The 22,132-nt window shown below is 66.2% G+C and carries 25 protein-coding genes; 1 reads left to right on the forward strand and 24 read right to left on the reverse strand.

The window, feature by feature from the left end; genetic code table 11:
• Positions 1-21 precede the first annotated feature (21 nt).
• Entirely contained in the window at positions 22-330 is a 309-nt protein-coding gene (locus JNM03_RS14835) for a hypothetical protein (protein ID WP_136956092.1), read from the forward strand.
• A gap of 2 nt (positions 331-332) precedes the next feature.
• Here JNM03_RS14835 and JNM03_RS14840 read toward each other — a convergent pair whose 3' ends face one another.
• The 24 genes from JNM03_RS14840 to JNM03_RS14955 form a co-directional block, all read right to left on the reverse strand.
• Positions 333-566 carry a DUF2274 domain-containing protein gene (locus JNM03_RS14840; RefSeq protein ID WP_136956093.1) on the reverse strand — a complete coding sequence of 78 codons (234 nt, stop codon included), beginning with the start codon at positions 564-566 and terminating at the stop codon, positions 333-335.
• Positions 563-1,774: a TrbI/VirB10 family protein gene (locus JNM03_RS14845; RefSeq protein ID WP_255504523.1), complete on the reverse strand. Its 1,212-nt coding sequence runs from the start codon at positions 1,772-1,774 to the stop codon at positions 563-565. Before JNM03_RS14845 ends, JNM03_RS14840 begins: the two co-directional genes overlap by 4 nt.
• Positions 1,771-2,787, reverse strand: coding sequence for a P-type conjugative transfer protein TrbG (gene trbG, locus JNM03_RS14850; RefSeq protein WP_136956094.1), 1,017 nt, complete (start codon positions 2,785-2,787; stop codon positions 1,771-1,773). The genes JNM03_RS14845 and trbG overlap by 4 nt, the downstream gene beginning before the upstream one ends.
• Positions 2,784-3,467, reverse strand: coding sequence for a conjugal transfer protein TrbF (gene trbF, locus JNM03_RS14855; protein ID WP_136956095.1), 684 nt, complete (start codon positions 3,465-3,467; stop codon positions 2,784-2,786). The genes trbG and trbF overlap by 4 nt, the downstream gene beginning before the upstream one ends.
• 3 nt (positions 3,468-3,470) lie before the next feature.
• Positions 3,471-4,781 (reverse strand): P-type conjugative transfer protein TrbL, encoded by a 1,311-nt coding sequence (gene trbL / locus JNM03_RS14860; RefSeq protein ID WP_136956096.1) that lies wholly within the window; start codon positions 4,779-4,781, stop codon positions 3,471-3,473.
• 1 nt (position 4,782) lies between these two features.
• A complete protein-coding gene (trbK-alt, locus tag JNM03_RS14865; RefSeq protein WP_136956097.1) occupies positions 4,783-5,085 on the reverse strand; it encodes a putative entry exclusion protein TrbK-alt in 303 nt (100 codons plus the stop codon).
• Between the two features lie 5 nt (positions 5,086-5,090).
• A complete protein-coding gene (trbJ, locus tag JNM03_RS14870) occupies positions 5,091-5,849 on the reverse strand; it encodes a P-type conjugative transfer protein TrbJ (RefSeq protein ID WP_136956098.1) in 759 nt (252 codons plus the stop codon).
• Positions 5,846-8,335 carry a conjugal transfer protein TrbE gene (trbE, locus tag JNM03_RS14875; RefSeq protein ID WP_136956099.1) on the reverse strand — a complete coding sequence of 830 codons (2,490 nt, stop codon included), beginning with the start codon at positions 8,333-8,335 and terminating at the stop codon, positions 5,846-5,848. Before trbE ends, trbJ begins: the two co-directional genes overlap by 4 nt.
• Positions 8,332-8,601: a VirB3 family type IV secretion system protein gene (locus JNM03_RS14880; RefSeq protein ID WP_136956100.1), complete on the reverse strand. Its 270-nt coding sequence runs from the start codon at positions 8,599-8,601 to the stop codon at positions 8,332-8,334. The genes trbE and JNM03_RS14880 overlap by 4 nt, the downstream gene beginning before the upstream one ends.
• Positions 8,601-8,897 (reverse strand): TrbC/VirB2 family protein, encoded by a 297-nt coding sequence (locus JNM03_RS14885; RefSeq protein ID WP_294037981.1) that lies wholly within the window; start codon positions 8,895-8,897, stop codon positions 8,601-8,603. The genes JNM03_RS14880 and JNM03_RS14885 overlap by 1 nt, the downstream gene beginning before the upstream one ends.
• Positions 8,898-8,929: 32 nt before the next feature.
• A complete protein-coding gene (gene trbB, locus JNM03_RS14890) occupies positions 8,930-9,916 on the reverse strand; it encodes a P-type conjugative transfer ATPase TrbB (RefSeq protein WP_136956102.1) in 987 nt (328 codons plus the stop codon).
• 170 nt (positions 9,917-10,086) lie between these two features.
• On the reverse strand, positions 10,087-10,512 hold the full coding sequence (locus JNM03_RS14895) for a CopG family transcriptional regulator (RefSeq protein WP_136956103.1): 426 nt from the start codon (positions 10,510-10,512) through the stop codon (positions 10,087-10,089).
• Between the two features lie 9 nt (positions 10,513-10,521).
• Positions 10,522-12,495, reverse strand: coding sequence for a conjugal transfer protein TraG (locus tag JNM03_RS14900; protein WP_136956104.1), 1,974 nt, complete (start codon positions 12,493-12,495; stop codon positions 10,522-10,524).
• A 16-nt stretch (positions 12,496-12,511) separates the two neighbouring features.
• Complete coding sequence (locus JNM03_RS14905; RefSeq protein ID WP_136956105.1) at positions 12,512-14,269, reverse strand: DUF3363 domain-containing protein; 1,758 nt, start codon at positions 14,267-14,269, stop codon at positions 12,512-12,514.
• Positions 14,270-14,507: 238 nt separating this feature from the next.
• Complete coding sequence (locus JNM03_RS14910) at positions 14,508-15,272, reverse strand: lytic transglycosylase domain-containing protein (RefSeq protein WP_294037741.1); 765 nt, start codon at positions 15,270-15,272, stop codon at positions 14,508-14,510.
• Positions 15,273-15,423: 151 nt separating this feature from the next.
• A complete protein-coding gene (locus tag JNM03_RS14915) occupies positions 15,424-15,756 on the reverse strand; it encodes a DUF736 domain-containing protein (protein WP_136956107.1) in 333 nt (110 codons plus the stop codon).
• A gap of 35 nt (positions 15,757-15,791) precedes the next feature.
• Positions 15,792-16,349, reverse strand: coding sequence for a S26 family signal peptidase (locus JNM03_RS14920; protein ID WP_136956108.1), 558 nt, complete (start codon positions 16,347-16,349; stop codon positions 15,792-15,794).
• Complete coding sequence (locus JNM03_RS14925) at positions 16,346-16,852, reverse strand: DUF2840 domain-containing protein (RefSeq protein ID WP_136956109.1); 507 nt, start codon at positions 16,850-16,852, stop codon at positions 16,346-16,348. The genes JNM03_RS14920 and JNM03_RS14925 overlap by 4 nt, the downstream gene beginning before the upstream one ends.
• Positions 16,849-17,115 carry a helix-turn-helix domain-containing protein gene (locus JNM03_RS14930; RefSeq protein WP_136956110.1) on the reverse strand — a complete coding sequence of 89 codons (267 nt, stop codon included), beginning with the start codon at positions 17,113-17,115 and terminating at the stop codon, positions 16,849-16,851. The genes JNM03_RS14925 and JNM03_RS14930 overlap by 4 nt, the downstream gene beginning before the upstream one ends.
• Before the next feature lie 129 nt (positions 17,116-17,244).
• The gene (locus JNM03_RS14935) at positions 17,245-17,766 is read right to left on the reverse strand and encodes a DUF2285 domain-containing protein (protein WP_255504524.1); all 522 of its coding nucleotides are present in this window, start codon (positions 17,764-17,766) and stop codon (positions 17,245-17,247) included.
• A 40-nt stretch (positions 17,767-17,806) separates the two neighbouring features.
• Positions 17,807-18,028: a DUF6499 domain-containing protein gene (locus JNM03_RS14940; protein ID WP_136956111.1), complete on the reverse strand. Its 222-nt coding sequence runs from the start codon at positions 18,026-18,028 to the stop codon at positions 17,807-17,809.
• Positions 18,029-18,183: 155 nt separating this feature from the next.
• Positions 18,184-18,447 (reverse strand): hypothetical protein, encoded by a 264-nt coding sequence (locus tag JNM03_RS14945; protein ID WP_136956112.1) that lies wholly within the window; start codon positions 18,445-18,447, stop codon positions 18,184-18,186.
• Positions 18,448-18,926: 479 nt separating this feature from the next.
• On the reverse strand, positions 18,927-19,331 hold the full coding sequence (locus JNM03_RS14950) for a single-stranded DNA-binding protein (protein WP_136956113.1): 405 nt from the start codon (positions 19,329-19,331) through the stop codon (positions 18,927-18,929).
• Positions 19,332-21,021: 1,690 nt separating this feature from the next.
• A complete protein-coding gene (locus tag JNM03_RS14955) occupies positions 21,022-21,963 on the reverse strand; it encodes a DUF2493 domain-containing protein (protein ID WP_136956114.1) in 942 nt (313 codons plus the stop codon).
• Between the last annotated feature and the right edge of the window lie 169 nt (positions 21,964-22,132).

Consider the following 22,132-nt stretch of genomic DNA (forward strand, 5'->3'; position numbering starts at 1 on the left):
ATAGCTTTTGGAGTTGACGCCATGTCGCACGGCAAGACAGTGATTGTTGCGATAGTCACTTTGGTGATAGGATTCGCGGGTGGATTCATCTTGCGGCCAGTCATCACACCATCGCCGGAAGCCGTCGCTGACAGCAAGCCAATATCCATTTCGCCGACCTCAGGCGAGGCGCGCGGGACACAGTATTTCATGGCGCATCTCGACGAAGCGCAGCGGGTGGTAGCCGGGTGTCGCGATGGTTTGGTGCGGGGAGACGAATGCGCCAATGCCGAGGAAGCAATCATCAAGGTCGAAGCCCAAGAGCGCCGGAGGCGTTTCTTGGGCAACTGACCTTAGCCGGTGGGCTCGGCCCTTCGCGTCACGCGGCGGGAAAAGCCCCGGTCGCTCGCCATGAACTTCGCCAGCATCGGCGAGACGAGCTTTTCGGGAGGAATGGCGTCACCGCCCGTCTCGGCCGCGAGCGCAAGCGCGTAAGCCGAAAGATCGCGGTGGACTGAAGCAGGCAACTCCACCGTCAGCTTCACGGGCCGGTCATCGGCGAGCGGCCCCAGCTTTAACTTCGTCATCTTGTTGCTCCCATTGGTTCCAGCACCAAGTCGCGGGTCAGAACGACACGCAATGGATGGCCCGGCCGGACCGTGAGCGTCGGCGGCACATTGAGCTGCCGTCGCACGATCTGCTGGCCGGTCTGGTTGATGGTGTCCTGCGAGCCACGCCGCAGCGCGCGGGTTAGGTCATCCTCGCTGTCCGCGCCCAGCTCTGCGCCAACGCCGAGGAGCGTCGAGACCGCAGCGGCCTTGAACAGATTGCCCCAATGCTGGTTCACCCGGTCCTGTAGCCCCGCGAAGCCAGCGCCGTCCGTACCAGGCTGGCGCTCGAGAACGAGCGAGCGGCCGTCCGGCAAGATAAGCCGATCCCAGGCGAGCAGAACGCGGGTCTGTCCTGCGGCGACTTCGCTGTCGTATTCGCCGATCAGCCGCGAACCCTGCGGAATGAGGAGGATGCGTCCGGTTGGGCTGTCATAGACATTGGCCGTCACCTGCGCAGTGATCTGTCCGGGCAGGTCGGAGCGAATCCCGGTGATGAGCGCGGCAGGGATAACGCTGCCCGCCTGCACAATGTTCGCCGATGCCGGAGCCGTCAGTCGCTCGACGCTGACGGTGCGCTGGTTGGACGCTTGCGCCATGAAGGCGCGCCGGCCCGCTTGATCCCCTTGTGGGGCCGTGTCTGCCGACGTCTGTGTTGCTGGCACGGCCAGAGCGGGCAGAGCTGGTGATGGTAATGCTGCGCCGCCTGCGTTGCTGCCGAGAAAAACCGAGCTGGTGCGCGCAGCGTCGCGCTCCTGAGCGGCGCGCTGGCGGGCGGCCTCCTCGGCCTGCGCGCGCGGATCGGGCGGCCCCGGTTGTGCGCCGATCGGCGGGACCGGCACATTCTCGCCACGCTGTTGCGCCGACACGATCGGGCCGCCGAGATCGCCGGGAAGCGGCGGACCGAGGCGCGGCGCCTGAGCATAGTCGCGCGGTCCCGAGGTGATGGTCTCTGCCGTGGTCCGGCTGTCGGTGTTGTAGAGTTCCTGTGCCTGGCGATCGCTTGGCGGTCGTAGCGCATAGATCAGCGAGCCGCCAATGCCGAGGCCGGCGGCGACACCGACAACGGCGAGCGCCTTGCGCGACAAGCGCATGACGCGCGGTTGCGGCCCGCGTAGCTGGAATGCGTTCGGATCGGGCTGCGCTGCCGATGCGACGGGTTGTACGGTGACAGTAGGATCGCTCACGGCCGCCGCTCCCGTCCGTCGGTTCGGACGATGCGGACACGCTGCGCGGTGCGTCGGTCGCCCAGCCGCAGTTCTGCGGCGGCAAACAGGCGGTCCACGACCATGTAGCGGCCTTGCACCCGGTAATTGACCAGCTCGGCTTCGCCAGATGCGCCACTTACGAATAGCGGCGGCATCTCGCCCTGCGAGATCCCGGCCGGAAACTCGATGAATACCTGCCGTCCATCGTCGAACGCGCGCGCCGGTCGCCACGGCGTGCGATCACCGTCGATGCGATAGCGAAAATTGAGCGTGGACAGGTCGATGCCGCTCGCCACCGGCGCGGCGGCTGCGGCCGCCGCGTTGCGGCCCTGCAAGGCGATCAGGGCGTCGTGTGGATAGGTCCAGCTCACCGACGCCATGTAGGTCGAGGACGCGGCGCGCAGTTCCAGATGATAGGTGCGCCGATCGGTGTTGATGACGAGATTGGTGGTGAGATCAGGCCGGGTTGGCTTGACGAGGATGTGGACGCGCGCGGTGGGACCGCTGCCGCTGATGGTGTCGCCGATGATCCACCTGACCGTATCGCCGGCCGCGACCGGCCCTGGCCCTACGAGTTGCTCACCTTCCTGCAAGGCGATGTCCGTCACCTGACCCGGCGCGGTATAGACTTGATAGAGCGCGCCATCGGTCCACGGATACTGCTGGATCGCGTTGAGGAAGCCGTCGCGCACCGGCTGGACGCGAGCAGCCGCGTTCGCCGCGCCGACGCGCTGGCGAGGATCGGGCGGCTCTGGCGGGCGGCCTGTGTCGGGCACGGGCATCAACTGGCCCGGAAGCGGCAACGGTTCGGGGATCGTTACGACTTCGACTGCGCGGGGCGCCTCCGGGGCGAGCGTCGCGACGATCTCGGCCGGGGGATCGTCATAGGCGATGGCCGGCGGTCGCGCCGATGTGGTGGCGCATCCGGCGAGCGCGGTGGCGGAAGCGAGCAGCGCCGCCGATGCGGCACGGCGATACGGACTGACGGTCATTGCGACAGCTCCTTTGACCAGTTGAGGGCGTTGACGAAGACGCCGAGCGGATTCTTGCGCAGGGCGTCGGGCGTGCGCGGGGGCTGCACGACTACGGTGAGGATGGCGGACCAGCGTTCGGTCGTGGTGAGGCTGCCGTCCTGATAGCGGCGCTCGGTCCAGGCGACGCGGAAGCTATCGGGTGATGCCCGGATCACGCTCGACACGTCCACGGCGACCTGCACCCTCCCGACATTGGCGAAGGGATCGTTGGCGCGCGCATAGTCGTTGAGCGCCACCGCGCCGCGATCGGTGGTGAAGTCATAGGCGCGGAGCCAGTTCTGGCGGACGATCACGGGGTCGGCCGGAATCGAGCGAACCTGCTCGATGAAGCGCGCGAGGTGGAACGCGATTTGTGGATCGGTCGGGCGATAGCCAGCCTCGGCCGGCGCGACCGCCTGCGCTTCGCCGAGCCGATCGACCTGCACGACCCAGGGAACGATATGGCCGCGCGCCGATTGCCAGATGATGCCGGCGGTCAGGCCGCCAGAAAGCGCTAACGCGCCGAAAAAGGCGACGCGCCAGTTCTTCGCCTGCACGCGGGACGATCCGATCCGGTCGTCCCAGGCTTGCGCGGCGCGTTGGTAAGGGGTCGTCGGTTCCGGCGTCTGACCGTAGCGGAGGCTGGGGCGTTTGAACATGGATCAATCCTTCTGGCTAACATCGACCGATGCGCCGCTGCCGCCACCGTCGCCGGAGCGCAGCGTATGGGCGGCGACAGTCGCGCCGTGGGTCATGGTTTGGCGGCGCTTCATGGCGGTGGCCCAGGACGGCGGACCGCTGGACGCCTCCGGCGCGGGCGAAGCGCCGCCGCCCGAAATGGTGCCGCCCGTGGCGGTGACGGCGGCACGGCCGCCGGAGCGGTAGCTGTCCTTGAGCGAGGCAGCGGCTCGACGGAGGGGCGATGTGGCGGCACCCACAGCGGCCCGTCCGACGCCGGCCGCGCCGCCCGCTGCGGCGGCTGCGCCGGTCTTTCCGGCAGAGCCGAGCGCATAGGCGCTGTTTGCTGCGCCGGAGGTGAACGCCGCACCACGGGCCGCACCGCCAACCGCACCGGCGACTGCGCCAGCGCCGAGGCGAGCGGCGGCAGCGCCGCCGACCAGCGCGCCACCGGCGGCGAGCACGGTTCCGGCCGCGGCGCCAGCACCAAGCGCGGGACCGCCGGAGACGATGCCGTTGGCGATCGACGGGCCGAAGATGCCAAGGCCGAGCAGGCAGAGTGAGGCAAGCGCGACCGCCATCGCGTCCTCGATGGTTGGCTGAGCGCCGCCGAAGCCGGCGCGGAACTCGTCGAACAGGGTGGAGCCGATGCCGACGATGACGGCGAGCACCAGCACCTTGACGCCCGACGAGATGACCAGCCCCAGCACGCGCTCGGCCATGAAGGCGGTCTTGCCGAACAGGCCGAACGGGATCAGCACGAAGCCGGCCAGCGTCGCCAGCTTGAACTCGATCAGCGTGATGAAAAGCTGGATCGCCAGTATGAAGAAGGCGAGGATGACCAGCACCCAGGCGAACAGCAGGCACGCGATCTGGATGAAATTCTCGAAGAAGGCGATCCAGCCCATTAGGTCGGAGATGGATTCGAGGATGGGCTGCCCGGCCTCAAGACCGACCTGAGCAACCCGGCCCGGCTGTAGCAGTTCGGCGGCCGTAAAGCCGGTGCCGGACGCTTTCAGGCCCAAGCCGGCGAAGCTCTCAAAGACGATCCGCGCCAGGCTGTTCCAGTTGCCGATGATGTAGGCGAAGACGCCGACGAACAGTGTCTTCTTGATGAGCCGCGCAAGGATGTCGTCGCCTTCGCCCCACGTCCAGAACAGCGCGGCGAGCGTCACGTCGATGACGATCAGCGTCGTGGCGATGAACGCCACTTCGCCGCCGAGCAGACCGAAACCGCTGTCGATGTAGCGGGTGAAGACATCCAGAAAGCGATCGACGACTCCAGTGCCGCCCATGTCAGTTCTCCTGCGGGGTTGCCCCATCGGCGATGCGGGCGGCGGGACGCGCACCAGGCGCGAGGAAGCGGCGGCGGTTCTCTGCCCATGCGCGGAGGCAGGCGGGATCGCTCGCACCGGCCTGTCCGAGTGACTGGCAGCGACGCAGTTCGATCAGCAGCGGGTCCGTCGCTGGAGTTTCAGCGACGGGCGCTGCCGCCTCGCGCATCGGTTCGGGCGCGCGCGCCAATTCGATCGCGGTCATGGTGATTGCGATGGCGACGAACACGATGGCGCCGATCCGGGCGAGGAGCTTGCTGTCCACGGGCGTTAGTCGCGGAACATGCGGGCATTTCCCGGCTGATAGCCGGTGGATGGCGTCAGGAAGCGCCGACGCCGCTCACGCCCTTCTTCTTCCGCCGCCGCATGGCGAGCCGAATCCAACGCCTGCGCACGACCCTGCGCGGCGAGCAAAGCCGTGAGATCGGCGATCTGCTGCGATTGCAGCGCGAGAAGCTGGTTGCCAGCCTGCGCGGCCTGGAGCGCGCCGGTCGCGGACTGGCTGGACGAGACCAGACTGTCCATCGTCGTGCGTGCGCCGTCGATGTTGCCGACGACGCCGGCCTGAACGCGCAACGCATCCTCGAACGCGCCGACGCTATCCTCCCAGCGCGCATTGGCGTTGGCGACCATCTGCGCGTGGGTGCCGGTGAGCGCGGCACCTTTGTAGCGGCCGTTGAACGCCTGCTGGACGTTCTGCACGTCGTAGGCAATCCGCTGCGCCTCGCCGAGAAGCTGCTGGGTGCGCTGAACCTGTTGCTGCAACTGCTGGAGCGAGCTGAACGGGAGCGATGTGAGATTACGCGCCTCGTTGACGAGGCTCGTCGCCTGCTGCTGAATTTGCTGGATCTGGTTGTTGATCTGCTGGAGCGACCGGGCCGCCGTCAGCACGTTCTGCGCGTAGTTGGTCGGGTCGTAAACTATGCCGCTGAACTGGGCGTGAGCGGGCGTCGCGGCGGTGATGCCGATCATGCTCGACGCGGCGAGCGCAGCGGATAGCACGGCACGGCACAGTAGGGAGGTTTTCATGGGATCGTGTCCTTCAAGGCAAGGGGGAGCTGGCCGGCATCTTCCCGGCCTCCGGCCAGCGGATCGGGTTGGGGTGCGGGAAGAAGTTCGACCGCCCAGGCGCAACCGCGATGGCGCAGCCACTCGGATGCGAAGGCGGATGCGCCGTGCGCCTCCACCAGCTCAGCGATCTGGCGCTGATCGGTCTTGGAAGATGCGGCGGCGAAGGCCAGCGCGACCTCACCAAGCCCCAGCTCGAACAGGCGGTTGCCGCGCCGCGACTGGCAGTAGTAGTCGCGCTTGGGCGTCGCCCGGCTCAGGATTTCGATCTGGCGGGCGTTGAGCCCGAACCGCTCGTAGATCACCGCGATCTGCGGTTCGACCGCGCGTTCGTTCGGCAGGAATATCCGCGTCGGACAGCTCTCGACGATGGCGGGCGCGATCGTGCTGCCCTCGATCTGCGCGAGCGATTGCGTGGCGAAGATGACGCTGGCGTTCTTCTTACGCAGCGTCACCAGCCATTCCGAAAGCTGTTTGGCGAACGCGGGCGATCCCAGCGCCAGCCAGCCCTCGTCGATGATGATGAGCGTCGGGCTGCCGTCGAGCCGCCCTGCGATGCGGTGAAACAGATAGGAGAGCACGGCGGGGGCCGCGCCGCTTTCCATCAAGCCTTCGGTCTCGAACACCTGAACGGCAGTCTCGCCAAGCCGCTCGGTTTCGGCATCGAGCAGCCGGCCCCATGCGCCGCCGACACACCAGGGCGCGAGCGCCTGCTTGAGCTGCTGGCTCTGAAGCAAGACTGCAAGACCCGTCAGGGTGCGCTCCGCGATCGGCGCGGTGGCGAGCGAGGTCAGCGCCGACCAGATATGCTCCTTGGCCTGCGGATCGACGGTCACATTCTCGGATGTGAGGATGGCCGCCAACCATTCGGCGGCCCAGGCGCGTTCTTCGGGCAAGTCGATATGGGCGAGCGGCTGGAGCTGAACGCCGTCGCCGGCCTCGTCCGCGAGCATCCCGCCGAGATCCTGCCAGTCGCCGCCCATGCCGACCGCGGCGGCACGGATGCTTCCGCCGAAATCAAAGGCGAAGACCTGTGCCTTCTCGTAGCGGCGGAACTGCATCGCCATCAGCGCGAGCAACACCGATTTGCCGGAGCCGGTCGGCCCAACGACAGTCATGTGGCCGACATCGCCGACGTGAAGGGAAAACCGGAACGGGGTCGAGCCTTCGGTTCTTGCGTAGAGCAAGGGGGCTGCACCGAAATGCTCGTCCCGTTCCGGCCCCGCCCATACCGCTGACAGGGGGATCAGGTGGGCGAGATTGATGGTGGAGATCGGGGGCTGGCGGACGTTGGCATAGGTGTGGCCGGGAAGGCTTCCCAACCATGCCTCGATCGCGTTCATGCCCTCGGGAATGACGGTGAAATCGCGGCCCTGGATGACCTTCTCGACCAGCCGCAGCTTTTCGGCGGCTACGGCGGGATCGCGGTCCCACACCGTTACGCTGGCGGTGACATAGGCCATGCCGGCGTAGTCGGCTCCCAGCTCCTGCAAGGCGGTGTCGGCGTCGGCCGCTTTGTTCGAGGCGTCGCTGTCGAGCAGCGTCGATGCCTCGTTGGTCATTACTTCCTTGAGGATCGCGGCGACGCTCTTGCGCTTGGCGAACCACTGGCGGCGGATGCGGGTCAGCAGCTTGGTCGCGTCGGTCTTGTCGAGCATGATCGCGCGGGTCGACCAGCGATACTCGAAGGCGAGCCGGTTCAGCTCGTCAAGCAGGCCGGGGAATGTGACGCTCGGGAATCCCGTGATCGTCAGCGTCCGTAGATGATGGTCGCCCAGGCGCGGCTCCAGCCCGCCGGTCAGCGGCTCGTCGGCCAGTAGTGCGTCGAGGTGCATCGGCGTCTCAGGCACGCGCACTCGTTGGCGTCGCGTCGAAATTGTCGAATGGAGGTAAGTCAGCGTCTCGGCGTCATCGAGCCAGCGGACCTCGGGCACGAAACCTTCGACAAGATTGAGCACGCGGTCGCTGCGATCGGTGAAGCCCTTGAGCAACTCCCACGGATCGACGCCGGCTGTGGACCGGCCCTCGTAGAGCCAACTTTCGGCCCGCGCGGCTTCCTCGGCGGGCGGCATCCACAAGAGCGTCAGATAATAGGCGCTCTCGAAATGCGCGCCTTCCTCGCGGAATTGTTCACGCCGTTCCATATCGACCAGCGCCGACACGGGATCGGGGAAATCATCCTCGGGATAGTCGAGCGCGGGTGTCCGCTGCGCTTCTACGAAGATCGCCCAGCCCGAACCAAGCCGGCGAAGCGAATTGTTGAGCCGCGAGGTGGTCGCCACCAGCTCGGCCGGCGTGGCGCTGTCCAGATCAGGGCCGCGGAACCGGGCGGTGCGCTGGAATGAGCCGTCCTTGTTGAGCACGACGCCTTCCCCGACCAGCGCGGCCCAGGGCAGGAAGTCGGCGAGATGCGCCGCCTTGTTGCGGTATTCGCTGAGGCTCATCATGGCTGCATCCAGCTCGGGTAACGGAGGTGGCGGCGGGCCACGTCCACGAATTGCGGATCACGGCGGGCGGCCCAGACGGACAGCGCATGGCCAATGGCCCAGATGACCAGCCCGGCGATCCAGAGGCGCAGGCCGAGGCCGATCGCGCCCGCCAGCGTCCCGTTGACGATGGCGAGCGCGCGCGGAGCGCCGCCGAGCAATATCGGCTCGGTCAGCGCCCGGTGGACGGGGGCATAGAAGCCCGCGATCGGCTCGGCGCTCTCCATCAGACCAGCGCCCCGCCGCCGAAGCTGAAGAACGACAGGAAGAAGGAGCTGGCCGCGAACGCGATCGACAGACCAAAAACGATCTGGATCAGACGGCGGAAGCCGCCGCTCGTATCGCCGAACGCCAGGGTCAGGCCGGTCACGATGATGATGATGACCGCGACGATTTTTGCCACCGGCCCCTCGATGGATTCGAGGATGCTTTGCAGGGGGGCTTCCCACGGCATCGACGAACCGCCCGCGTGAGCCGGAACGGAAATGCTCAGCGCGATCACGCTGGCGGTGGTTGCAAGCATGGCGCGGCGTGCGCCATGCCGAAGGGCATGGATCATGGCAGGTCTCCGGGTTGGGGGGTGGTCAGCGGCGTGAGGCGGTAGTCGCCGGTGGCGGGATCGAGTCCCTCGACGCGGGCCAGCTCGGCAAGGCGGCGGCCGTGTCCGTCGCGGACCAGGACGGCGATGATGTCGATAGTCTCGGCCAGCAGTGCGCGCGGGACCGTCACAACGGCCTCTTGAATGAGCTGCTCCATGCGGCGTAGCGCGCCGAGTGCGGTTCCGGCGTGGATCGTGCCGATCCCACCGGGATGTCCGGTGCCCCAGGCTTTGAGAAGGTCGAGCGCCTCTGCGCCGCGCACCTCGCCGATGGGGATGCGATCAGGACGCAACCGCAGCGAGGACCGGACAAGATCAGACAGCGAAACGACGCCATCCTTGGTCCGCATGGCGACGAGGTTGGGCGCGGAGCATTGCAGTTCGCGCGTGTCCTCGATCAGGACGATGCGGTCGGTCGTCTTGGCGACTTCGGCCAAAAGCGCATTGACGAGCGTGGTCTTTCCACTGCCGGTCCCGCCAGCGACGAGGATGTTGGCGCGGGCTTCGACACCCTGACGCAGCGCGATCGCCGCATCCGGTCGCATGATGCCCGCCGCTGCATAGTGATCGAGCGTGAAGACGGCGACGGCGGGCTTACGGATGGCGAAGGCCGGCGCGGTGACGACAGGCGGCAGCAGCCCCTCGAACCGCTCGCCCCCTTCGGGCAACTCAGCCGAAACGCGCGGAGATCGGGCATGAACCTCGACGCCGACGTGGTGCGCGACTAGGCGGACGATGCGCTCGCCGTCTGCCGCAGTCAGCGACAATCCGGTGTCGCTGATCCCTTCGCCGAGCCGATCGAGCCACAGCCGACCATCGGGGTTCAGCATCACTTCGATGACGGCAGGGTCGTCCAGCCACGCGGCGATTGATGATCCGAGAGCTGTGCGCAGCATTCGCGCACCGCGTGATCTCGCCTCGGATTGGGTTGGCTGGACGGTCAAGACATGGCCCCTGCAATGGACCGGGCGAACCGCCGCCCGGCGTCAGGAGCACATCAAGAGAGCCAGAAAATCGGCTTCTGCAATAGTTCGTTAGAGGCGTAGTAGAGGCGGCGGCACATACTTACCGAGTGCGGATCACATCCTCGGCCGAACCGACGATCTCGGGAAGTTTATTCCGAATCGCTCGGCGTTTTGGGCCATACATCTTCGGGGATTTCGTCGAGCACGCTCTTGCCGCTGGCGAAGCGCCGGCCGAGCGTTTCGATGAAGCCTTCGTAGCGTTTGCGCCCCTTCACTTGGGCGGCCGCCTGATCCTCGTCCGGCAGCGGTGGGGTCACGGACAGCCAGAAGCGGACGAACAGCGCCAGCGCCTCAGTCGAAAGGCCCGTATTACGCTCAAGCCGCTGCACCTGACGCGACAGTCGGTCGAGGCGACGGGCGAACGCTGCCTCCATCCGGTCGGCGCCGTCGGGCGACAGGTAGGACGCCACCGCCGCCTCTACGATCGCCGAGCGTGAGATGCGACGCCGTATCGCCAGCTCGTCAACCTGCTTGGCGAGCGCGGGCGGGAAATAGACGTTGAGACGGGTCCGCATCACAGCCTCCTACAGTTCAATGCCGTCGCCGGGGTCGAGTGACGCCTGCCGCGCGATCCCCTGCATTCGGCGGCGCACGGCGGCCTGCCGCGCCGCATCGTCCTGATCGTCTTCGACGATCGAAAACTCCTGCGCCGGTGGCGGCGATGTTTCGGGCACAATGGCAACATGCTCAGGCAGCTCCGGTTCGCGGCGCAGCCCACCGTTGGCGGCATCCTCGGCCTCGCGAACTATTCGCGCGATGTGGCTGGGATCGGCCGCCGCCTGCCGCCCTGTCCAATCGTCGGGACGGATCTCGGCAGCGATCGATGTGGGCGGCGGCGCGATCCGCTCTGACAAGCGGCTGTCCTGGAAATAGCGCGCCTTCTTCGCCCGGATCGGATGCACGCCCGCCACCATGACGATCTCGTCGTCGGGCGGGAGCTGCATCACCTCGCCCGGCGTGAGGAGCTGGCGGGCGGTCTCGGACCGTGACACCATCAGATGACCCAGCCACGGCGACAGCCGGTGCCCGGCATAGTTCTTCATCGCCCGCATCTCGGTCGCGGTGCCGAGCGCATCGGACACGCGCTTGGCGGTGCGCTCGTCGTTTGTGGCGAAGCTGACACGGACATGGCAGTTGTCGAGGATCGCGTTGTTCGGGCCGTAAGCCTTCTCGATTTGGTTCAATGACTGCGCGATCAGAAACGCCTTGAGGCCGTAGCCCGCCATGAACGCCAGGGCGGACTCGAAGAAATCGAGCCGGCCAAGTGCGGGGAACTCATCGAGCATTAAGAGCACGCGATGGCGGTTGCCCTTCGGTGTCAGTTCCTCGGTCAGTCGGCGCCCGATCTGGTTGAGGATGAGGCGGATCAGCGGCTTGGTGCGCGAGATGTCGCTGGGCGGCACGACCAGATAGAGCGTGGCCGGCCGATCGTCCTCCACTAGATCCGATATGCGCCACTGGCACGCCCGCGTGACCTGCGCGACCACGGGATCACGATAGAGGCCGAGGAACGACATGGCGGTCGAGAGCACACCCGAGCGTTCGTTGTCCGACTTGTTCAGCAGCTCGCGCGCGGCCGAAGCGACGACGGGATGCACGCCGGCTTCGCCCAAATGCGGCGTCGCCATCATCGCCGCCAGGGTCTGCTCGATCGTGCGCGCCGGGTCCGACAAAAATCCGGCGACGCCGGCCAAGGTTTTGTCGGTCTCCGCATAGAGGACGTGGAGGATGGCGCCGACGAGCAGCGAGTGGGAGGTTTTCTCCCAATGGTTCCGACGCTCCAGCGAGCCTTCCGGGTCCACCAGCACGTCGGCGACGTTCTGCACGTCGCGCACTTCCCACTGGCCGCGCCGCACTTCCAGCAACGGGTTATATGCGGCCGACTGCGCATTGGTCGGATCGAACAGCAGCACGCGGCCGTGCCGAGACCGGAAGCCGGCTGTCAGGGTCCAGTTCTCGCCCTTGATGTCGTGGACGATCGCCGATGCCGGCCAGGTCAGCAATGACGGCACGACCAGGCCGACGCCCTTGCCGCTGCGTGTCGGCGCGAAGCACAGCACATGCTCGGGGCCGTCGTGGCGCAGATAGTCGCGGGCGAGCTTGCCGAGCATGACGCCGTTTGGCCCGAGCAGCCCGGCGGCGCGCACCTCCCGCACACTCGCCCAGCGCGCCGAGCCATAGGTCTCGGCGTTCTTCAGTTCGCGCGCTCGCCACACCGACATGCCGATCGCGACGACGATCGCGGCAAACCCGCCCGAGACGGCGATGAACGCGCCGGTCTGGAATATCTGCGGCGCATAGGCGTCGAACGAGAACCACCACCAGAAGAAGGCCGGCGGCGGATAGATCGGCCAGTCGAACGCCACGAACCACGGCGGACCAAGCTCGGCCTGATAGGCGAGCGCCGCCGCGGTCCATTGGGTCGCGCCCCACACGCCGACCAACACGATCAGGAACACCGTGATGACCTGGCCCCATAATATCTTCGTCGCGGACATGGCTTTTCTCCTTCAGTCAGATGCCGAGGCCGCGCTTGCGGCCTAGCGCCCAGTCGATGCCGCCACCGGCCCGGACGACGCCGGAGACCTGACGGCCGAGTTGCTGTTCGAGGGGGCTGGCCCAGGGCACGAGCCGGAAGCCAAGGCCATCGTCGATCATGGCGAAGCGGCCCGACGCCAGCGCGAGGCGCTGGCGGACGACGCCCGCGATCTTCTCGCCGGATGCGGTGGGCCGGTAGGTCCGCCCGGTTTCGCCCGCGATCTTTGCGCCGACGGAATCCAGCTCACGCTTGCGCAGCGTGTCGAGCATCCCGCGCTCGAACACCGTGCGCTCGCCGAAGCGCCGCGCCAGCCCCTCCTTGACGAGATGGTCGGTGCGCGAATCCATCGCTCGATGTACTTCCGCGCCGAACCCGCCGTCCGCCACACCCGCGCCGCGCTCGATAAGGCGATGGTCGAGCCAGGTCGCGCCGGGCGCTTTCACCTGTGCGGCAAGGTCGAGGTCCGATCGCGTCGCCAGCACGAGCGTCGGCTTCTCCTCGCCGGGCCGTCCAACGCCACGCAGTTCGACGATGCCGCCGAGCTTGGGGCTATGCTCCAGCGCCTCGATGCCGGGTAGCCGGACATGATGGGTCCGCCCGTCCGTGCCGTCGATCACGGCATAGGCGGCTCCATAGAGTTCGTCGTGCAGCCCCTTGTCGATCAGCCGGCCGACGATCGGCTTCTCGGGCGCACCGCTGACGACCGCATAGCTATCGAGCGGGCGATGCTGTCCCTGATCCTTCAGTGCCTGGCCGATGGTGCGGATGATGTCGCCGCGCGTGCCCAGCTCGCGCAACTTCGTCTGCGCCCCCTCGGCGACCGCCCATCGGCCCGGATCGCCCTCGGCCGCGAGCCCCATCGTCTTCAGATGTTGCAACCGCCCGACCATCAAACGGCGGAGACGCGGATCGTCCGGGCCAGGCCGCTCGGCGCGCAGGTCGATCACACCCAGTTCGTCGGCGGCGCGCCCGATCTCTGCATCGAGCCGGGTCCAGCGCTCGGCCGTCACCTCTCGGTCGAGCGCGCGCTGCACTTCATGCTCGGGCTTCGGCCCCAGCTCGGCGAAGGCCAGTTCCTCGGCGCGCGAGCGCAGGCCGTGGCCGATATAGTCGCGGGCAATAACGAGATCCTGGCCCTGATCGTTGACGCCGCGCACCAGCAGATGGACGTGCGGGTTGTCGGTATTCCAGTGATCGACCGCTACCCAATCGAGCCGCGTGCCGAGGTCGCTTTCCATCTGCCGGACGAGATCGCGGGTGTATTCGCGCAGGTCGGTCAACTCGGCCGCATCCTCGGGCGAGACGATGATGCGGAAATGGTGCCGATCATCCTTGCATCGCTCGGCGAAGCCACGATCGTCGGCGCGGTCCCCGTCCGAGTCGAACATGCGCGTCGGCGAGCCGTCGCGGGTCACGCCGTCGCGTTTCAGATAGGCGATGTGCGCGGACAGCGGCGCCATGCGCCGCCCGCCCCGGCTGCGGGCGGTGACAGGCAGCATCTTGACCAACACCCGGCGCTGCGATCCGAACAGCCGACTGCGGGCGAAGGCCGTGCGGCCCTGTCCGAAATGCGAGTGGCCGCCACGGCGCGGCCCGCCGGCGGTGCGCCGGCCGCTGCTGTGGATCGCCGCGACGCGCAGCACTTCGGCGACAAGGCCGCGTGCGTTGCGCCCCTGCGCCTTGCTGCGCTTGGCCTTGCCCGGCCGGACGCGAAAGTCGCTGTCCTCGGTCATGGCCGGGCCGCTTTCGGTCGAAAATGGCCTGCGGTGCCATTCGAGGCGTTGTTTTCTCTGCCTTTTTTCTTCCGTGCGGCACGCGCGCCGACCGACGCCCCCATGTGAAGCCACGGAAAAGCCAGAGCTTTTCGGCGAAACGGGGTGCGGCTTATATCTTGCCCTCGCACCTCCCCCCAGTTTCCTGCCCTCCCGGTTCCCTTGTTGAATCCGGTGGCCGATCGGGAGCGAGCACCGGTCATTGCGGTCGGCCCGCGCGGGCGCGGGGAACGAACAACGTGTCCGCCTGCGTTTCCGGTGACGAAGGCACAGCGCCTTCTTGCGCTTCGGTAGGACGTGGCGCGATCGTTGACGGCGCATCGGATGTGTCGTCCGATTGCGCGGCCGGCGACACGGACCCGCTGCCTGTGATGCGGACGAACAGCGCCGCACGACGCCACGCGAAGCGATCCGGCGGCGCACTCACCGCCGTTTCGACCGCTCCCGGTGCGCCAACTACGGCCGTAAGTTGCGCGAGATAGCCGACCGTCTCGGCGGGCAGCGGGCGGCCGCGCGATACATAGTCATCGTAGCGCCCCGGTCCCGCATTATAGGCCGCCAGCATCGCGCTAGGATTGCCGTAGCGGTCGTGCATCTCGCGCAGATAAGCCGCACCCGCCATGATGTTGTCGCGCACGTCGAACGGGTCGGTTCCGAGACCGTAACGGGCGCGCAGCCCTGCCCAGGTCGCGGGCATGATCTGCATCAGCCCCATCGCGCCAGCCCGCGAGACGGCGCGCGAATTGCCTCGGCTTTCGACACGCATGACCGCCCAAATCCACACTTCGGGGATGCCGAACCGCCGCGCGGCGTCGGCGACATCGCCGGCGTAAGGATGTGCTGCGACCGGGACGGCGACGGTCGCTTGTTGCGCCCAAGCCGTTCCCGGCGCAGCGCCACTGGACAGCAGAACGGCGGCAATCAATATGGCCGAACCGACTCCGCTTCGCCGCCAGCCTGCCACCGTGCTCTCTGCGGTAAAGGGTTCGCGCGAAGCGCCGACCTTCGGCCGCCCTTGACCTCCGCTGCGCGCGTTGGCCGGCCTTGGGCCGAGCGGGACGAAGGGATGAGACGGCTTTCCCGCGAACAAAGGGATGAAGATGGATCGCACCGGCTCAGTCCTGCTCGCGCGTCTTTGGCTGGCGATTCCAGCGCAGCGACCAGGCCGATTTGTCGCCCGTGGTCTGGAACAGCGCGGCGCGGATCGGCTGTGCGAACGCGGGGTCGTCGATGCGCACCGAGACGTAATCTCCCGCGCGCTCGCCGGTCTCGTTCCAGCCCGCGCCTATCTCCGGGCCTTCGCTGTCGCCGCGGTGGACGCGCCAGTCGGGCGCCTTGTCGGCGTCGCTCTGCTCGGCCGGAACGATCGAGATACGGATGTCGAGCGTCGCTGTCTCGATGATGCCTTCATAGCCGTTTTCGGTGCGGAAAAAGCTGCCGATCTGCATGGGAATGTCCTTTCGTTTGGTGGGTGGAGGGGGATTCAAGGCCGAGCTGCACGCCACGTCAGCGGCGCTTCGGGGGTGTCGCGGGTGATGATCGGGATCGCGCGGCCGAGTACGGTTGAGGCTGGCAGCGGCCCGAAATAGCGACCGTCCAAGCTGTCGGGATGATCGGGGTTGAGCAGCAGCAGCTCACCGGCTGCGAGCGTGCGGCAACCTTGCCACGCGGGCAGCGGACGGCCGACCCGGTCCCGGATCAGGGCGACGGCAACCGCCCGCTCGTCAACGCTGACTGTGGCGCCGATCCGGCAAACGCGCTGCCCCGTCTTGGCGGCGACATGCTTCAACAGCGGCACGTCGTGGCCGAGATAGCCGCGCTCAGCCATCCAATGGCCGAGCCGTTCGGGCGGCGCGACGGCGATAAGCGCGCCAACGGGCGGATCGCTGTCGGGCCGTATGCGATAAAGGCCGAGGGGCGCGCTCGCGCTAGCGTTCCAGATGATGCGCGGCAGCGGATCGGTCAGCGCGACGGCAGCAAATGACAGGACAAACACTGACGCAGCGGCGGCGGTCGCGCGAAAATAGAAACGGCGCGTCATCCCTCGATCTCCCGGCGCTTGAGCCAGGCGCGATGACGCTCCTGTGTGTAAGGACGCGGGATTTGTCCGGCGGCGATGCGGTTATGAACGTGCCGCCAGTGGTCGGGCGCGGCGTCGCACGGATCGACGCCGGCCGCCTCGGTCGCGTCGATCGCGACGAGCACTTGGCTGACCTTGGGCCAGCCCTCGACCTTGAGCAGGATGTCGCCACCCGGCCGCACGAACGGCAACGTGGTGAACGGCTCGCTCTTGCCGACCGCGCGCACGATGTCGATGCGCGAATTGATCGTGCCATAGTCGTTCGCCGCCCAGCGGACGAACGCGAAGATCGCGCCGGGCCGAAAGCGGACGATGCGGCGGCGGCGATCGACGATCTCGTCCACGGTAACGCGGCCAAACCTGATCCAGTGCTCGATCCGCTTCTCGATCCAGGTCAGTTCAACGCGGGTCATACCGTCGTCGGACGGCTGGTGGTGACGCATGGGTGACGGCGGGACGGTCATCGCCGGCTCCGGGCGATGGCCGAATCCTTGCGCGGCATAAGGTCGTCCTGACCCGGATCGGACGTCGAATGCTTGATACCGATGTCGGCCCATGCTCGCAGGTCATCGACCGAATAGACGACGCGACCGCCGATTCGGCGGTAAGCGGGGCCGGTGCCGAAATAGCGGTGTTTCTCCAGCGTGCGACCGGAAAGGCCAAGGAAGCGTGCGGCTTCCGGCGTGCGCAGGAAGCGGGGCGGCAAGTTGGTGGGCGTATCGGACAAGTGACGGCTCCTGCGGGTGGTGGCGGCAGGAGGCGTAATTGTCAGAATGCAAGCGGCTGGGTGGGGTATGAAGATGTGCGGCTGCGCGGATGTGACCCCCCCCCGCGACAGCGGGCCGGAGTGGGCGATTCAGCGGATGCGGAGCAGCTTGCGGTAGTCACCTTTCATCATGGCGATGCCATCACGGACTAGGCGAACCACGAATGACCGGGTCGCTGACATTTTCCAGTCGCTAGCGGAGAGCTTGGTCGCATCCTCGCGCCCCAGCTCGACCGCGATCTGGCGATAGGTTGCACCGCCATCACGCAAATCAAGGGCGCGGAGGATCAGGTTTAGGCGGGCCAAACGATAGGGTGTGAGCGGCCAACCGCGCGGCAACGGACCGGCCTCCCGGCCGAGCAGCCGCCGATGGAAGCGCAACAGGGTGGCGATGCGGGTAACGAAGTCCCGGTCGAGCGGAACGATGGCGGCGAGCGGCCGGCCGGGTGTCGAGTTACGCAGCCACAGACGGTGCTCGCCGGCCGCGTCAGCGACAATGACATGGCGCCCGTCAATCCCCGCTAAGTCCGCGAGCAGCGCACCGAGCGTGCGTGGATCGACCGGCTGGGCGGTCGCGAAACCATCCGGCGCGGCGTCGAGGATGACGGTCACGGCGGACAGCTCTGGCCGCCAGATGATGGGGTCGGTCAGGTCATCCGGCGCCGTGGCGAAAGGATAACCCCCAATGCCGCGCGAACACCGTTTCGGCGGCGTTCTTGGCGACGGCGCCGTCTGCGATGCGCTGCTGCATCTGCGCATATTCGGCGCGATAGGTGCGATTTCGGCGTAAAAACTCGGCGGCTATGTCGGCGCGCCCCAGCGCATCGGACAGTCTGCCGATGCGCCGCTGGCGACGCGCTGGCGGCGTCGGCATGGCATCCTCTCAATCACGCTTTTAGCGCGGCCTATGAAAGGTCCAAGATCGTCATGTAGAGTACGCGCGATAGCGCTAAGTGTGCTCACAACCATGCCGTGTAGGCAGTAATGTGAACTGGCGATTGGTCCGAAATGGAGAGTAATATTAACTATTTAGCCGCGCCCTGTTCTTAGCAAATAGGCGTACCCGATTTCCGTCATCCATCGCGCACGGACAAGGTGGCTTTCGTGCATGAGCTTTGCACGATCCGGCTCACGTGCAACGTCGATACCGAAGATCAAACCAGCGGTTTCACGCCAATCCGCCCCGACGGCATCAGCGTCGAGCAACCACAAGTAATCGCTGAGATGGCCTTCATCATAAGCCGTAAGATCGGCAGAGTTGGGCGCGCAATCATCGAAAAATTTGTTGTTCATCTCATTCTCGCCGATCCGTGCCCTTAACTAACTAGATCAGGTCACTGCATTTTCTATGTGCGTAATAGGCATGATTGGCGGCGAATCTTGCATGGCTCGCCGACACTCCAAAGGGCTGCTGATTTGCGGTGCGCCCCCGCAAACAGCTCCTATGACCCGTGATCGGGGAGTTGGAAAACCGGAATATCTCGGTCCCTATGACCTTTAGCCCGAGAGCCTGTTGTATACGCCACAGGCTCCCCGACCATGCGGTCAAGGATGGCGGCGTCGTCACGGCCGACGCCCAACCGGATATTCCGGGGTTTCCACGCCCCAGGCCGCCGCGTAGCGGCCCTCTGTCCTTCTACGGCAGCGGCAACGAGAATTCCACTACCAAGCGCGAGCCGGGAGCAAGCCCGGCGAGCGCACTTTTAGACCCACTCGTTCAAGATACTGAGGAAGCCCGGCGGCTTGAGCCGCCGGGCTTCACCTGCTCCTGGTCAGAACGGAATGTCATCGTCAAGGCCGTCGGAGGAGCCGCCGCCTGTCTGCGCGGGCTTTGACCGGCTCAGGAAGTCCACCGTCTCGGCGATGATCTCGCAGCCGTAGCGGTCAGCACCCTGTTGGTCGGTCCACTTGGTATAGTGGATGCGGCCGCGGACCAGCACTTTCATGCCCTTCTCGCAATGCTCCTGAATGGTCTTGCCTAGGCCGTTAAAGGCGGTGATCCGGTGCCATTCAGTGTCCTGCACGCGATAACCGTTGTCATCCCGAACGACTTTGCCCTCCGAATAGCGGGGGCGCGAGGTTGCGAGGGTGAAGTGGGTGATATGGGTGCCGCCCTGCGTGGTGCGGCTTTCCGGATTCTGGCCGATGTTGCCGGCGAGTATGACGATGTTCTGCATGATCTAAGTTTCCGTTGCTTCAAGTCCGAGGGACCGTCCCTCCGACGAGACCCGGCCAAGACCGTCGGGAGGAGCAGGCATCGACGCGCAGCGGAGACCTGACCCCCAAGGCCCGAAGTGGTGCGGGCAGGCGCTTCAGCGCCAACACGGTTCGGAAGCCGCGGGGGTTGCTGGCGATAACCGAACGGGCTTAGGGGATCAGTCAGTCGGAGAGGCTGTTCGCTCGGCGAAGCGGCACGGAGCGATTTGCAAAAACAGAGGATCTCACAGCGGTGAACGCACGATCAACCCGGTAGCCGAATCTGGGCGCTGCTACTTCGCCGCTTCCTCGCCTTCGCCCTGCCATGTCGGCTGGGGTCGTTTGACGGGACAGATGGCCACGTGCGGTTTGCCGATCCCGTGTTTCTGCCGAGGACAAGACAAACCAGTCAGGCGCCGGAAAGGAACTTTGCTGGTCGCCGGCATTCCCCCGGAGAGACCGGCCCAGAGCAACAAAAGCGGCGATGGGATTTCGCCGAATGGACGCCTAGCGAGGCGCGCAGACGGGCGGCGGCGATGACTGGCATCGTAGTCATTGCCGATCCGAGTTGCGCGAGCCCGGAGGAGGCGCGCCCCGGTCTTCGTCGGTTTCATGCGGAATGACCGATAAGTCCAGCGCGGTCTAAGGGCGCTGGATATGAACGGCAGGCATGGCCCACTACCAATAAAACCGAGCGACCGCGCAAGGCAGGGATGCACTACGCAACCGCCTCTGTCCTTTCGCCAGCCGGGCCCACTGCGGTTGCAGGCTGTATGAAAAAGATGCGAGGCCGGCTCGGCGCATGTCATCGGCCAGTTTTTGCAGTCGACGCCTTCGGTGCGGTTCAGCGCCGAAGGCGGATGAAGCGTTTCGATTAAGCCGTGAAGGGATCATATTCGTGAACGATGCTGGCCATATCCCCATCGAACTCACGTGCTTCGACGACGCCGAAGATACGGTCGCTGATCTTAAAGACGATTATGGAGGTCATCAGAGTCCGTGCGAGATTCCAGGCATGGGACTGAGCGATTTTAAGGGACATTGAACCGGCTCCTGTCTTTGGGAGCGGGGACCATCCCCGCTCGACAGGCGCCCGAAGTGTCGGGCGGACGGCCGCAATCACCGCACAGGCGAAGCCTGAAGGCCGCACGCTCGCGTAGCGGACCCTTTACGGGTTGATGGCGACAGGCCATCCGTCCGACCAAGGATAGCGACTCAAAGAGCGGGGTGGTGCGCGCGGAGAACGGAGTTGGATGCCCCGACAGGGTGATTGTTCAGACCTATAGCGACTTCACCAGCGATCAACTGTGTCGAACGAGGCCAAGAGGTTGCGTTTGCGGAAACCGTAGGCGCGATCTGCGCCGGTTTTCTGCTTGGCGTCTTGGTGCTTCCCGGATGAGGCGCCCGCCGGGGCCAAGTGCGCAAATCAGCAGCCGACCCAGGAAGAAGGCATTAGCTTTGGGCAATCGCGATCACCTTGGCTGGGGCCATAGCGGAATCATGCCGAGCAAATCAGGAATGGGAACGGATGTGGGGAGCCCCTCTTCACTTCGCACACGGGATCACACGCAACGGGCGATATGCCAGAACGGCCGGGCTTTACCTACGTCCATGTCGGGCAATCGCCGGTGGCAGGAGGCCGCTCCCATCGGGTGACAGGTTTGGCGGCGCTTACGCGCCGCCACGCTGCCGAAAGTCCCAGACCTTGATGCCCATAGCCTTGGCCTTGTCGCGGATGTTGTCCTGAATGCCGGTGCCGGGAAAGACGACGAGACCCTTCGGCATCGTTTCAAGCACATCGTCATTGCGCTTGAACGGCGCGGCCCGCTTGTGCTTGTCCCAATCGGGCTCGAAGGGGACGCTCGGGACGCCGCGATTGTCCGCCCACAGGACGGAGATGTGCTCGCCGCCGGTGCCGGTCGCGCCATGCAGCAGCACCATGTCGGGGAACTTCGCCTTGATCCGGTCCAGCGTCGCGAAGATGAAATTGACATCGTTGAACGCCGGACCCGAGGAGACCGCAATGCGGGTGCCGGGCGGCATGAGCACCTGCTTGTCGGCCCATTTGCGCGCATTGATGAAGTCGCGGCTGGAGATAACCGCCGAGGTGAGCGCCTTGCGGTTGACCTTCGAGCCGGAGCGCGGCGTCCAGGCTTTGCGGATATGGATGCGGTAGTGATCGGCGCAGGCGTCGCGGAAGAACTCCATCGCGTCCCGGCGCTCGATCATGGTCGCGCCCTCGCGCAGCAGCCGCTCCAGCTCGACCGACTTCACCTCGGAGCCATCCTGTTCGCGCTGGCTGCGCTTCTGGGCGAACTCGTTGTCGTCCAACTCGCGCTCGATCCGTTCGCCGGCGCGCTGGAAGACGTTGGTGATGTTCCAGAGCAGATCTTCAAGATCGGGTTCGAGCCGCGTGTCGATCAGGCACGAAACCATCGCGTCGAAGATGTCGGCGACTGCACCCTCGGCCGAGCGGGAGTCGGGGAGCGGGCGCTGGTCGGGCTCGTCCTCGAAGGGCCGGTATCCGTAAAGGGCCATCTCCTGAAGCAAGTACGCGGTGGGGGATTCCTCGTGCTCGGGTTCATGGTCGGGAAGCGGATTGTCGGTTGTCATGGCGACGCCTCTCATCGGTTGACCGCGCCCTCCGCGGCCTTCGCAGGCGTCGAAAGACGGCGGGCGAACCGGGCCTGCACCGCCAACCCCGCCCCTCGCGGGGTGGCGGCCAAGCGCAGCGCCGGACGGCAGGGCGGCGGCTAATTTGTTTCGCGATGCAAAGCGGCCG

The sequence above is a fragment of the Sphingopyxis sp. genome (genome assembly GCF_016793825.1).
In the GTDB taxonomy this organism is placed as follows: domain Bacteria; phylum Pseudomonadota; class Alphaproteobacteria; order Sphingomonadales; family Sphingomonadaceae; genus Sphingopyxis.